We start from the raw sequence: 13,362 nt of genomic DNA, 5'->3' as shown, positions 1-13,362 counted from the left end.
CCTCCCCGCTAGCCGCGGAACCTGAGTACGGTGGTGAAGTCCCCCGACAGCGCGGTGCCGTCGGCGAAACCGGTGCCGATCAGCGTGGTGGCGGGTTCCTTGCGTCCGAAGCCGGCGGAGTACCAGCCCAGCGGCGGGTCGCTCTCGCCGCGGTGCGCCCGCCAGCTCAGCTGCCCGGGCAGGTCGAGCGTCGCGGAGCGGTCCTCGCCGTCCCGGGTCCAGGTGAGCACGGCCCGGTCGCCCACCAGGTCCACGGCGATCGCCGGGCCGAGATGGAACGCCAGGCGCGCGGGGCGGCGCGGGCCGCGCACCTCGTCGACCACCCTCAGCTCCCGGCTCGCGGCCGTCAGCTCCACCCGGCGGCGGTGCACCGAGCCCGGGTAGCCGTCGTGCTCGGCGCACCAGCGGGCCGTGTCCCCGCCGGACGTGTCCGCGACCAGGACGCGGCTGCGGGCCTGGCGGGTCCACAGGAACGGGCCGCCGGAGACGGACTGGTCGGTGCCGTCCAGCTGCAGGGTGTTGTGGCCGAGGGTCGAGCGGAAGTACTGCCGCCACTCGGGCTGCCCGTGGTAGCAGAACGTCCCCGGGTCGGCGAGGACGTCGACGCCGTCGTGGCGGACCTCCACGGACAGCGCGTCCGCGTGGGCGTGCGCGGCGATGGACAGGAATCCGTGCGGACCGCCGTCGCAGCGGACCCAGATCTCCTCCGGGCCCCGCAGGACGGTCATGCCCGCGTCGGCGAAGTGGGCCGGCCGGCTCGCCGGGCGGGACACGGCGGGCGCGCTTCCCTCTCGGGCGTACGGCCGGATGAGCGCGGCCAGCAGAGGGGTGCGCACATCGGTGCCGGTCACCTCCGGCCACCAGGGGAGCCGGCCGAACACGGCGTCCCCGGTGGCCAGCAGCGAGCCCCAGCGGTCGGTGCCCGTTCCGTCCACGACCAGACCGTGTCCGTCGTCGGCGTCCCCCTGGCGCGGCGGCCGCAGCCGGTTGTCCACGACGGCCGCGAGCGCGTCGGTCATCCGCAGCAGCACCAGCCGGACCGTCGCGGGGACCGGCACACCGGCGGCATCCGCCTCGGCGACCGCGGCCAGACCGAGCTCCAGCACCAGCCCGTGATACTCGGTGGCCAGTTCGCGGTTGAGGCCGGAGCCGAAGGTGTTCGCCCGCAGATGCCGCTCCAGCGACCGCAGCGCGTCGGCCCGCCAGCGCGCCGAGGAGGGGAACCAGCCGAACGCGCAGGCCGCGGCGAACTGCCCGGCGGCCTCGGCGATGACGTGGTTGTTCGCCGAGGACCCCCGGCTGGGGAAGGCGGCCAGCCAGCGCTGGTGGTGCCAGATCTGGTCGCGTGCGACCGGGTTGTCCTCGAACAGCGCGGCCGCGCCCGGCCAGCCGTCCAGCAGCCGGCGGATCCACACCCAGGACAGCAGCCGGATCCCCAGCTCGATGCCGCTGGTCCAGTGCACCCCGCGCAGCGGCGCGTTGGCCGCCCACCACGACCGCAGGTGCTCGGCCACCCGCTCGGCGTACCGCTCGTCCCCGGTGACCGCGTAGGCGGCGGCGAGCCGGGTGAGGTACTGGTGCCGGGACAGCTCCCAGATCTGCTTGATGTCCCCGACCGCGTCCTCGTCGCGGTACGGCACGTCGAAGGCGTACACCAGCGGAGCCCGGCGCCCGGTCTTCGGGTCGTACGACCAGTCCGGGTCGGCCAGGTCGTCGCGGTCCACCCCGAAGTACTCGGCGTGCCCGGCCATCAGCCGGTCCGCCTCGGCGACGAGCCGCTTGACGGCGTCCGGCGGCACCGCCGCGACCGTGCCCGCGGGCAGGACCGCGGTGAACCGGGTGCCGGTCACGCTCGGGCTGTCCGGCCGCGCCGACCGCCACCGCCGTCTGCGCACCGTGTCGCCCACCCGGCCGGCGACCTCCCGCGGGCCCATCCGGGACAGCCGCCGCAGGTACCAGCCCGCGCTCATGGTCATCGAGCCCTCGCCAACGTCACCGGCGCGCCGGCGGCCAGACCGGCCTGCACGGCGAGGGTGGCCGCCGTGGTGGCGACCAGCGACTCCAGCGGCACCGGCATCGGCCCGCCCGTGCGCACGGCCTTGACGAACGCGGCCAGTTCGGCGTTCTGGCCCTTGTCCCGGGCCTTGGGCAGCCGTGAACTGACCCACTTCTTACGGCCGTAGACCGAGGCGCGGACGAAGTCGTCGAGCCGCAGCACCCTGCCGTCCGCGACGAGGTCCAGCGTCTCCTTGGGGAAACCGGGCGCACCGGTGGTGACGTAGCTGATGGTGGCGGTGGACCCGTCCGGGTAGCGCAGGACGACCTGCAGATCCTCGTTGCCGGACGGGGCGACCGCGTACACCGAGACCGGGTCGGCGTCGAGCAGCCAGCTCGCCGTGTCGATGAAGTGCCCGCCCTCACCGGCGAACCGGGACCCCTCGGTGCCCTGCTGGAGGTACCAGCTGCCGTGCGCGAGCCGGCCCGCGTTGACAAGGTAGCGCAGGTTCGCCGGTCCGGTCCGGGCACCGAACTGCCTGCGGGCCTCCTGGAGCAGCGGGGAGAACCGGCGGTTGAAGCCCACCTGGAGCCGGTCGTTGCCGGACTCCTCCACCGCCTCCAGCACACCGGCCAGCTCGTCCTCGCCGAGCGCCAGCGGCTTCTCCACGAACACCGCCTTGCCGGCCAGCAGCGCCTTGCGGGTCAGTTCGGCGTGCGAGCTGTGCCGGGTGACCACGAACACCGCGTCGATCGCCTTGTCGCCGAGCACGGCGTCGAGGTCGGTGGTCGCCTCGGCGAAGCCGAACTTGCGCTGCGCGTTGGCCGCGGACAGCGCCGTCGTGGTGACGACGGTCGACAGCTCGACGCCGTCGCGCTGCGCCAGATGCGGCAGCAGCATCGACGTCGCGTAGTTCCCCGCGCCGACGAACGCCAGCCGCACCGGCGACTTCGCGCCCCGGCCCGAGGCGGACACGGGGGCGTTGCCCGGCTTCACCGCGGGCACGGCCACCGCCGGGGCCTGCGGCGCCTCGGCCGCCTGCCCGGGGTAGCGGAACAGCACGGCCACGGCCTTCAGATCGCCGTCCTTCAGACGCCGGTAGGTCTCGACGGCGTCGTCGAAGTCGGCAATGTGGGAGACCAGGGGGTCCACGTCGACGCGGCCGCGGGCGACGAGGTCGAGGAAGCACGCCAGGTTGCGGCGCTCGGTCCAGCGCACATAGCCGATCGGGTAGTCCCGCCCCTCCAGCTCGTACTCCGGGTCGTAGCGCCCGGGGCCGTAGCTGCGGGAGAACCGGACGTCGAGCTCCTTCTCGTAGTACGCGTTCCACGGCAGGTCCAGACGGCACTTGCCGATGTCGACGACCCGGCCGCGGTCCCGGCTCATCCGGGCGGCCAGCTCGACGGGCTGGTTGCTGCCGCCGCCGGCGGCCAGGTACACCTGGTCCACACCGTGACCGTCGGTGAGTTCGGCGACGGCGGTCTCCACGGCCGCGGACGCGGGGTCGCCGCAGGCCGCGGCGCCGAGACGCTCGGCGAGCTCGCAGCGCGCCGGGTCGGGGTCGACCCCGACGACACGGACGCCCGAGGCGGTCAGCAGCTGCACCACCAGCTGCCCGATCAGACCGAGGCCGATGACCAGCGCCACTTCGCCGAGCTGCGGCTCGCCCTGGCGGACACCCTGCAACGCGATCGACCCGACCGTGCCGAAGGCCGCGTGCTGCGGCGCGAGCCCGTCCGGCACCCGGGCGTAGAGGTTCTTCGGCACCCAGTTCAGCTCGGCGTGCAGCGCGTGCTCGTTGCCCGCGCAGGCCACGAGGTCGCCGACCTTCACATCGTCGATCCCGGTGCCGACCTGCTCGACCACCCCGCACAGCGAGTAACCCAGCGGCGTGTAGGAGTCCAGCTTGCCCATCACCTTGCGGTAGGTGGCGGGCACCCCGTTGACGGCCACGCTCTGCATGACCTTGGCCACCTGGTCCGGCCGGGAACGCGCCTTGCCCAGCATCGACATGCCGGCCTCGGACACCTTCATCAGCTCGGTCCCGGTGGAGATCAGCGAGAAGGCGCTGCGGACCAGCACCCCGCCCGGCTTGCAGCCCGGCACCGGCACGTCGAGCACCGCCAGCTCGCCGCTCTTGTAGTTCTGCACTACCTGTTTCACCCGAAAGTCCTCTTGTCTCTACACAGTCGAGGGAGAGTTCCGGCCGGACCCGGAGGTCGCGCCGCGGTACCAGTACTCGAGGGTCAGCACATGCCACAGATGCTTGGAGAAGTCCCGCTGCCCGGCGGCGTCCTCGGCGACCATGCGCTCCAGCGCGTCCCGGCGCAGAAGCCCGGACCTGACGAGCTCGCCGTCGTGGATCACCTCGCGCACCAGCGGCGCCAGGTCCCTGCTCATCCAGGCCCGCAGCGGGGCGCTGAACAGGCCCTTGGGCCGGTACACGATCTCCCGGGGCAGGACCGAGGTGGCCGCCTCCTTGAGGACGGCCTTGCCCTGCCGTCCGACGATCTTGCGGTCACCGGGCACGGTGAACGCCGCCTTCACCACCTCGACGTCCACGTACGGCACCCGCACCTCGGTCGACGCGGCCATGCTCGACCGGTCCGTGTAGGCGAGGTTCAGGCCCGGCAGGAACATCCGGGCGTCGCCCAGGCACATGCGGTTGACGAAGTCGTCGAGGGCGTTGTCCCGGTAGACGTCCGCATGCTCGGTCAGCACGTCCTCGACCGTCCCGGCCAGATCCGGGTCGACCAGGGCGAGCAGCTCGCCCCGGTCGTACATGGTGTAGCTGCGCCGGAACGCGGTCTCCTCCGGCAGGTCGGCGAAGGAGAGGAACCGCTTGGCGAAGCGCACCGACCGGTATCCCCGGCGGGCCGTGGCGACCGGCAGCCGGTCCACGGCCGCGGACACCCCGCGCCGCAGGGGCCGCGGGACACGCTGGTAGCGCAGCGCGATCAGGTTGGCCAGGTGCTTGCGGTACCCGGCGAACAGCTCGTCGGCACCCATCCCCGAGAGCATCACCTTGACCCCGGCCTCCCGGGCGGCCGAGCAGATCAGGAACGTGTTGATCGCGGCGGGGTCACCGATCGGCTCGTCCAGGTGGTACGTCATCCGCGGCAGCAGGTCGAGCACGTTCGGAGCGATCTCGATCTCGTGCAGGTCGACACCGAACTGCTCGGCCACCTTCCGGGCATAGCGCAGATCGTCCGGCATCGCCTCGAACCGGGCGTCCTCGGCGCGGAACCCGATCGTGTAGGCGGAGATCCCGGGCCGGTCGCGGGCCGCCAGCGCGGTCAGGTAGCTGGAGTCCAGCCCGCCGGAGAGGAAGGTCGCCACGGGGACGTCGGACAGCAGATGGCGCCGGGTCGACTCCTCGACGACGGCGGCGATGTCCGGCCGCTCACCCGCCCGGGCCCGCTCCTGGCCCTCGGCGGCGACGTCCCGCAGATTCCAGTACCGGCCGCGCTCCACCCGGCCGTCGGGCCGGCACCTGAGCCAGCTGCCCGGCGGGAGCTTCTCCGCCTCGCGGAACGCGCACCGCGAGTCCGGCACCCAGTAGTACAGCAGCGACGCCACCATGGCCGCGTGGTCCACCTCCAGCGATCCGCCGGTCACGGCGGCGAGTGCCTTCAGCTCGGAGGCGAACACCAGCCCCTCGCCGCGCCGCAGCAGGAACAGCGGCTTGATGCCGAGCTGGTCACGGGCGAGCACCAGGTCACCGGTCCGCTCGTCGAAGACCCCGAACGCGAACATGCCGCGCAGCCGGGGCAGGCAGTCGGTGCCCCACCGCCGCCATGCCTCCAGCAGCACCTCGGTGTCGGAGGTGCCGCGGAAGCGCACCCCGGCGGCCGACAGCTCGGCACGCAGCTCGGGCGCGTTGTACAGCTCGCCGTTGTAGGTCAGGACGAGGCCGTCCGAGACCATCGGCTGGGCGCCGGTCTCGGACAGGTCGATGATGGCCAGCCGACGGTGCCCGAGATGCACCTCGCCGTCGCCGGCGGAGTGGCTGTAGCGGCCCGCCCCGTCCGGACCGCGGTGGGCGAGGGTCTCGGTGAGCCGGTCGGTCACGGCCTTCCCGTCCGGCCACCGGTAAGTGCCTGCGATGCCACACATGTACTACCGCGCCTCCTGGTCGCTGTCCGGGACCCGTGCCGCCGGCATCGGCAGCCTCTCCGTCCCCCGCCGGCCCTCTCCCACTGCCTGAACGGTGTGGGAGGTGACCCCGCCGTTCTGGCGGGCCGGCCGTTCGTTCCGGCCCCGTGGCGCGGTGTGCAGCCCGTCCCACAGCGTGCCGTCGGTCCGGTCACGCGGATCGGGGTCGATCAGCACCACACCGATCACCGTGATGCGCTGGTCCGCGAGCTGGCGTGCCACGGTGTGCAGCCATGCGGCGTTGCCGTGCCCGGCGCGCACCACGAGCACGGTCCGGGTGCCGAGGTACCGCAGGTCGGTCCACGCCGTGCCGGGCGCCACCGAGCCGACGCCGAGCCGGCGTTCCTGGGGCGACACGGCCGCGGCGCGCTCGCCGCTGACCACGGTCGGGTCCGCCGGGTCCGGGCGGCGCCCGGCGAGCTGAAGACCGGGCAGGGCGTCGACGACGACCACCGGCTCCTCCGCCGCCAGCGCCCTGGCGAGGTCCAGGGCGATCCCGCACGTGCTGCGCGCACAGCCCAGTTCCAGCAGCGACACCGGTTCCGCGGAGCCGCGCACGGTGCGGGCCAGGGACGTGGTGAGCCGCTCGCGGGCCGCCCGGATCCGCCGGCGCCGCCACAGCAGGGGCGCCCGGCGGGGCAGTTCGGCGACGACCGAGGCGCCGAGGTTCGCCGCGATCTCCCGGCGCAGCACGGGGCGGTCCGCCACCACCACGCCGACCGCGGCCACCGCGAGCCCGAGGACCAGCCCGAGGACCAGCCCGATCGCGGCGTCGGTGGCGGCGGTCCTGGGCAGGGAGTGCCGTACCGCGCGCGGGGCGTCCACGATCTGTGTGCCCGCGACGAGCTGGGGGGTGCCGATGCGCGCCTCCGCGGCGCGCTGGCCGAAATCGGTGATCCGCGAGGTGAGTTCGGCCCGGCGGGCGAAGAGCGACTCCATGTCCGCCGACGCCTCCGGCTCGCTCTCCGGAGACGCGTCCCCGATCGCCCTGTTGACCTCGGCGAGTTCGTCCCGCATACGGTCACGCTGGGCGAGCAGGCTCTTGGCCTCGGCGTCCGCGGCTTCCTGTATCCGCCGGACATGGTCCGCGACGAACGCGTCGGCCAGCGCCCCGGCACGTGCCACCGCCGCCGCGTCGCTGTCACCGGTCACCGTGATCTGCAGCAGGTTGTTGGTCAGGCCGAGACCCTCGTAGTCCTGCATGAAGTCCTCCGGCTTCTCCGGGGACCTCAGGGACCGCAGGGCCTTGTCGGCGATCCGCGTCGTGTGCAGCAGTGCTGCGTCGGTACGGATCAGCGTTCCGGGGTCGTTGGGCTGGTCCGCCTGGTGCGCGACCAGCACCTTGGTCACCGCGGTCGGCGGCGGCGGCAGCAGGACGGCGACCGCCGCGCCGAGGAGCAGCCCCAGCAGCGCCGCGGAGCACCACAGCCGGCGCCGCCTGCGCACCGCCACCACCAGCGCCTGCAGGTCCAGCAGCGGAGCGGCGGCCGACGGCTGCGCGGTTGTACTCGTCGTCATGCGGGACCTCCCGTCGCGGGGTCGCCGGCCGCGAGCGCCACAGCGGCGCCGTCGCGCGGACGGCTGCCGGACCGCGGGGGAGAGCCCCAGACCGTTCCGGCGAGAACGACACCGACGACCTCGTGCCTGGCGTCCGCACATGCCTCGGCGACGCCGGTGAGCTCCGCCGCCGTCCAGCTGCCCGCGCTGAGCACGACCAGGGCACCGGACTCGTTGTCGCGGTCCGGCACCAGGGGCTGGGACACCGGGACCTTCACCACGCGCAGCAGCGGATCGCCCTCGGCCTCGGCGACGAGCTGCGCGGCGGCCCGGTGGGCGGCCTCGTCACCGTCCGGGACGACGACCAGCAGCCGCTGGGGGACCGGCAGCCGGTCCCGGAGGCGGGCGCACACACGCCGGTAGCGGACCTGCCGGTCGGCCTCGTCGCCGGACGCCCGCGGCGCCGGGAGGTCCCACCGGACGTCGAGGCCCAGCAGCCGGCGGGCGCGGGCCCGCGGGCCACGGTCCTGCTGCCGGTGCGCGGGCCGTTCGGCGGGCACGTCGACGGTGCCCAGCAGCGCCGTGCCCAGCGCCGCGGCGATCTCCGGTTCGGTGCGCAGCCGGCGGCTCATCCGCGCGGCGGTGAGATGACCGACGACCGCGAGCAGGAAGAACAGCAGTGCCCCGGCGACGACGAGCTGCATCCTCGTCGGCGGTGCCTCACCGGTCGGCCGGGTCGCCGGCCCCATGAGGACCATGTTGGCCCGGCCGGCCGCCGGGTCGGCCTGCTCCAGCTTGTTGACGGCCTCCTGCAGGGCGGTGCGCAGCTTCGCGAGCTCGGTGCGGGTCTGCACGCTCTCCACGGTCTGCCCCGTACCGGCCGTGTCGGCCAGTTCGGTGATGCGGCGGCTGGCCTTCACCACCATCTGCCGCAGTTCCTCGGGCCGTGCCGCCGCCTCGGGATCGGCGTTGTCGCCCGCGATCCGCGCGACGAAGGTGACGAACTGCTGGGCCACCTGGTCGGAGAGCTGCTGTGCGCGCCGCGGGGTGTCGGCCGTGCCCGAGATCTTGATGATGTTCCCGTCGGTGGCCTCGGCGCTCACCCGGTCCCGCAGCTCGGTGCCGCCGACCCCGGGCCAGTCGAGCGCGGCGGCCGCGCGGTCGACCACTACCGAACTGGTCGCGATCTCCGTCTGGGTCAGCAGCTCGCGCTCCTCCCATGCCCCCGGCAGCAGTACCGATGCCGACGTCGTGTAGCGCGGAGGGAACAGCAAGGAGGTGCCGTAGCCGACGAGCGCCCCCATCACGGTGAGGACGGCGAGCAGTCGCCAGCGCCGACGGACGATCCGCCCGATCGTGACCAGGCGTATGGTGTCATCGCTCAACGGTGCGGTCTCCTCCTTCCCCGGTCCGTGTGGGCCGTCCGCGCCGGAGCGCGGTCACGGCAGGCGGCGGCGTAGGCGGCGAGCAGAGACGCCTGCGAGTTCCGCCAGGAGAGCGGCCCGTTGATCCGCTCCTGGCCGATCTTGCCCATCCGGGCCCGCTGCTCCGGGTCGTCCAGCAGCAGCGCGATGAGCCTGGCGAACTCGGCCTCGTCGTCGGCGGGGGCGTAGACGGCGGCGTCACCGGCGGAGACCCGCGCCTCGCGCAGGTCGAAGGAGACGACCGGCCGGCCCATCACCATGTATTCCAGGACCTTGTTCATGGTCGACACGTCGTTGAGCGGATTGTGCGGGTCGGGGGAGAGGCACACGTCCGCGGTGGACAGGTAGCGCACCAGATCGGCGTCCGGGATGCGCCCGGTGAACTGCACCTGGTCCGAGAGCCCGAGCCGCCGGGACAGCTCCACCATCGCGTCGAAGGTGTCGCCGGCGCCGACGAACACCGCGTGCCAGTCGCTGCGCCCGACCTCGTCGCGCAGCTTCGCCAGGGCCCGCAAGGCGTAGTCGACGCCGTCCTGCGGGCCCATGACGCCGAGGTAGCACAGCAGATGGGGCTTGCCGCGCTTGAGGTCCGGCTCGGGCGGCACGGGCCGGAACCGGTCGGTGTCGGGTGCGCTGCGCACTACGAAGACGTCCTCCGCCTGCCGGCCGCCACGGCGCACCGCGACGTCGCGGTAGCTCTCGTTCGTGGCGAGCACGACGTCCGCGGCCCGGTAGGTCCGCCGTTCCAGCGCGCACACGGCGCGGTAGAGCAGGTCCTTGCCACGGCCGAACCGGGAGAGGTACAGCTCGGGGACCAGGTCGTGCTGGTCGAAGACGAACCGCGCTCCGCGCCGCTTCAGCCACAGCGCCGGCAGGAACAGCAGGTCGGGCGGGTTGCAGGCGTGGACCACGTCGACCGGGCCCACCTTCCGGGCCAGCCGGACCGTGTGCCACAGCGCCGATCCGTACTCGCGCAGGTAGCCGGCCGGCCCTCCGGTGGCCGCGCGCAACGGGTAGCGGTGGATCCGCACCCCGTCGATCACGGCCTCCGGCTCCGTGTCCCGCTTGCTTCCCTGCGGACAGATGACGTGCACCGTCCAGCCCGCGTCGCGCAGCGTCGTGCACTCCTGCCACACCCGCCGGTCGAACGGCACCGACAGGTTCTCCACCAGGATCAGCGCGCGCCGGTCCGGCCGGTCGCCGCTGGTCGTGTCACCAAGCAAGGCCCATGTATCCCGGTTCGGCCCGGCGCGTCTCGGCGTCGGGAAGGCGGACGAGGTCGACGATCATCGGGCCGTCACCGTGGGGCAGCGCCGACAGCACGGCCGGATCCCTGGTCCCGACCAGGCACACCTCGGCGTGCTCCAGCACCTCGTCGACGGAGTCCGCGAGCAGCTGCGCGAGGTGCGGCAGCCGGGTCTCGATGTACTCGCGGTTCGCGCCGAGCAGCCGGGAGAGGCTCACATTGGCGTCGTAGATCTTCAGGTCGTACCCCTTGCCGAAGAGCCGCTCCGCCATCTCGACCAGCGGGCTCTCGCGCAGGTCGTCGGTGCCGGGTTTGAAGGACAGCCCGAACAGGCCCACCCGGCGCTTGCCGGTGCGCTCGACCAGCTCCACCGCGCGCTGCAGATGGTCGGCGTTGGAGGGCAGCACATGGGAGAGGATGGGCACCGAGACGTCGGCCCGCTGCGCCGCGTGGACCAGGCTGCGCAGGTCCTTGGGCAGGCAGGACCCGCCGAAGGCGAAGCCGGGCCGCAGATAGGCGGGGCTGATGTTCAGCTTGCGGTCGGCCAGGAACACGTCCATCACCTGGTGCGGGTCCACCCCGAGCGCCTTGCACACCGCGCCCAGCTCGTTCGCGAAGCCGATCTTGAGGCCGTGGAACGCGTTGTCCGCGTACTTGATCGCCTCGGCCGTCGGGACCGGCACCCGGAACACCTCGCCGGGCAGGCCGTCGTACAGCGCCGCCACCACGTCGCCGCTCGCCGGGTCGAGCTCGCCGATGACGGTCTTGGGCGGGTCGAAGAAGTCCTGCACGCTCGTGCCCTCACGCAGGAACTCCGGGTTGACCGCGACCCCGACGTCCACCCCGGCCGTGCCGCCGACGTACTTCTCCAGGATCGGCACCAGCAGGTTCAGGCAGGTGCCCGGGAGCATGGTGCTGCGGAACACGACGGTGTGCCGCCCGCCCCGCTCGGCCAGCGCCTGGCCGATCTGCTCCGTGACCCGCTCCAAGTAGGTGGTGCACAGGCTGCCGTTGGGCTCCGAGGGCGTGCCCACGCAGATCAGGGACACCTCGCTGTCCATGATCGCCTCGCGGACGTCGTCGGTGGCGCGCAGCGCTCCCGTCCGTACGACGTCGGCGACGAGCTCGCCGATGCGCTCCTCGACCACCGGGGCCCTGCCGTCGTTGACCAGGTCGACCTTCACCTGGTTCACGTCCACGCCGATGACCTCGTGGCCCATGCTGGCCAGGCACGCGGCCGACACGCAGCCCACGTAGCCGAGCCCGAAAACACTGACCTTCATGTCCTGTTCCTCCCCCCAGGCAGGCCCTGTCGGCCTGCGGTTCGCGCGCCGGCCGGACGACGACTCCCGCGCATCAGTAGGCCCCCTGCCCGTAGAGCACCGCACGCAGCGTCTTCCACAAGATCACCGTGTCCAGGGCGAGCGACCAGTCCTCCACGTACCGCAGGTCCAGCCGGACCGCCTCCTCCCACGAGAGGTCGCTGCGTCCGCTGATCTGCCACAGGCCGGTCAGTCCGGGCTTGACCAGCAGCCGCCGCCGTATGTCCGGGCCGTACGCGGCGGACTCCTCCGGCAGCGGAGGCCGCGGACCGACGAGCGACATCGATCCGGTGAGCACATTGAAAAGCTGCGGGAGCTCGTCGACCGAGTACCGGCGCAGCACGGTTCCCACCCGGGTCACCCGCGGATCCCGGCGGAGCTTGAACAGCAGGCCGGCGCCCTCGTTGCGGTCGGCCAGCCCGGCCCGCGCCCGGTCGGCACCGGCGACCATGGTGCGGAACTTGTACATGGTGAACTCGCGGCCGTCCTTGCCGACCCTGCGCTGGCGGTAGAAGGCCCCACCCCGGCTGTCCACCAGCACGAGCAGCGCGACGAACATCATCAGCGGCGCGAACAGCAGGAGCAGGAACGTTGCGCCTACCCGGTCGACGACCTCCTTGACCACCCGGCGGCCTCCGCTGAACGTCGGCATGCTCACCCGCAGCAGCGGGATCCCGAGCACCGCGTCGACGTGCAGCCGCGGACCGGCCACCTCCATCAGCACGGGGGCCACGACCATCTCGGCGTCGCTGCCCTCGAGGTTCCAGGCCAGCCGCTGCAGCCGGTTCGGCGACCAGTGCGGGTCCGGTGTGACCGCGACGACGCGGTAGCCGTCGCGGCGGACATGATGGGCGACGTCCGTCAGCCGGCCGACGACCGGCACTCCGTCCAGTTCGTCGAGGCCGAGCTCCGGACCGTCCGTCGTGCACACCGCGTCCACCCGCCAGCCGAGGTGCGGGAACTTACGGGTCCGGGTGATCAGGTCGTGCACGGTGGCCGGGCTCCCGGCGGCGAGCACCGGTCTCAGGCACCGCCCCTCCTTGCGCTGTCTGTGCAGCCAGAGGCGCAGCAGATACCGCGCGACCATGGTGACGAGTGCGATCGCGGGGATCGCGACGAAGATCCAGAGTTTGATGTTGCGCGAGGTGAGCGCGATGCCGCCGAGCGCCAGGACGACGGTCGCCGCGAACAGCGAGCGCCCGAGCCGGCGGAACTCCTCGGCGCCCTGGCCGAGGACGGCCGGAGCCCACGCCCTGCTCACCGCGAGCGTCCCCAGCACCAGCAGCTCGGTGCCGAAGGCGAGAATTCCCCATTTCTCGTGCCAGTTGGCCGCGTCCCGGGCCCCGAAGAAGTTGCCGATCGCCGCCACCACGACGGCGGTGGCCACGGTGTCGCTGATGATCACGGTACGTCGGTACCGCTGTTCCCAGTCGCTCGCGGGCTGGCTGAGCGCTCCGTTCGCCAGACGCCCGCGCGCCGATGGAAACGCACTGACAAGTCCCCCTTGCCGCACAGAACCCCCCAAGGTTCCCAGTGGTTCGACGCATTCGCCTAACACTGTTGCTCCCCCTCGGGGGCCCCCGCCCCCGCCGCACTGCTCCTCCCCTCGGGAGGCCCCCGCCTCCCGCACTGCAACTCCGGCTGTTCCAGGGCTACTTGACCAACCCGCCCTGGCGGCCGGACACGCATGTCCTGCCGGACCCTCGAGGTGCACGGAAACCC

General features: G+C 72.9%; 8 protein-coding genes. All 8 read right to left on the bottom strand.

Annotation, left to right across the window (positions count from 1 at the left end):
• Window positions 1-8 precede the first annotated feature (8 nt).
• Entirely contained in the window at window positions 9-1,976 is a 1,968-nt protein-coding gene (locus tag ACIQGV_RS19590; protein ID WP_402496289.1) for an alginate lyase family protein, read from the bottom strand.
• Window positions 1,973-4,159, bottom strand: a complete 2,187-nt coding sequence (locus ACIQGV_RS19585) for a bi-domain-containing oxidoreductase (RefSeq protein WP_402496288.1) — start codon at window positions 4,157-4,159, stop codon at window positions 1,973-1,975. The genes ACIQGV_RS19590 and ACIQGV_RS19585 overlap by 4 nt, the downstream gene beginning before the upstream one ends.
• Window positions 4,160-4,177: 18 nt before the next feature.
• A complete protein-coding gene (gene asnB / locus ACIQGV_RS19580) occupies window positions 4,178-6,112 on the bottom strand; it encodes an asparagine synthase (glutamine-hydrolyzing) (protein ID WP_402496287.1) in 1,935 nt (644 codons plus the stop codon).
• 3 nt (window positions 6,113-6,115) lie between these two features.
• Complete coding sequence (locus tag ACIQGV_RS19575; protein WP_402496286.1) at window positions 6,116-7,669, bottom strand: Wzz/FepE/Etk N-terminal domain-containing protein; 1,554 nt, start codon at window positions 7,667-7,669, stop codon at window positions 6,116-6,118.
• Complete coding sequence (locus tag ACIQGV_RS19570) at window positions 7,666-9,033, bottom strand: Wzz/FepE/Etk N-terminal domain-containing protein (RefSeq protein WP_402496285.1); 1,368 nt, start codon at window positions 9,031-9,033, stop codon at window positions 7,666-7,668. Before ACIQGV_RS19570 ends, ACIQGV_RS19575 begins: the two co-directional genes overlap by 4 nt.
• Window positions 9,030-10,295 carry a glycosyltransferase family 4 protein gene (locus tag ACIQGV_RS19565; RefSeq protein WP_402496284.1) on the bottom strand — a complete coding sequence of 422 codons (1,266 nt, stop codon included), beginning with the start codon at window positions 10,293-10,295 and terminating at the stop codon, window positions 9,030-9,032. The genes ACIQGV_RS19570 and ACIQGV_RS19565 overlap by 4 nt, the downstream gene beginning before the upstream one ends.
• Complete coding sequence (locus ACIQGV_RS19560) at window positions 10,285-11,601, bottom strand: nucleotide sugar dehydrogenase (RefSeq protein WP_402496283.1); 1,317 nt, start codon at window positions 11,599-11,601, stop codon at window positions 10,285-10,287. Before ACIQGV_RS19560 ends, ACIQGV_RS19565 begins: the two co-directional genes overlap by 11 nt.
• A 73-nt stretch (window positions 11,602-11,674) precedes the next feature.
• On the bottom strand, window positions 11,675-13,153 hold the full coding sequence (locus ACIQGV_RS19555; protein ID WP_402496392.1) for a sugar transferase: 1,479 nt from the start codon (window positions 13,151-13,153) through the stop codon (window positions 11,675-11,677).
• Window positions 13,154-13,362: the final 209 nt, after the last annotated feature.

Origin of the sequence: Streptomyces sp. NPDC093094, assembly GCF_044754345.1 — a bacterium.
GTDB lineage: Bacteria > Actinomycetota > Actinomycetes > Streptomycetales > Streptomycetaceae > Streptomyces.
The sequence above is the reverse complement of the archived record's forward strand: the minus strand, read 5'-3'. Positions and strand labels throughout refer to the sequence as shown.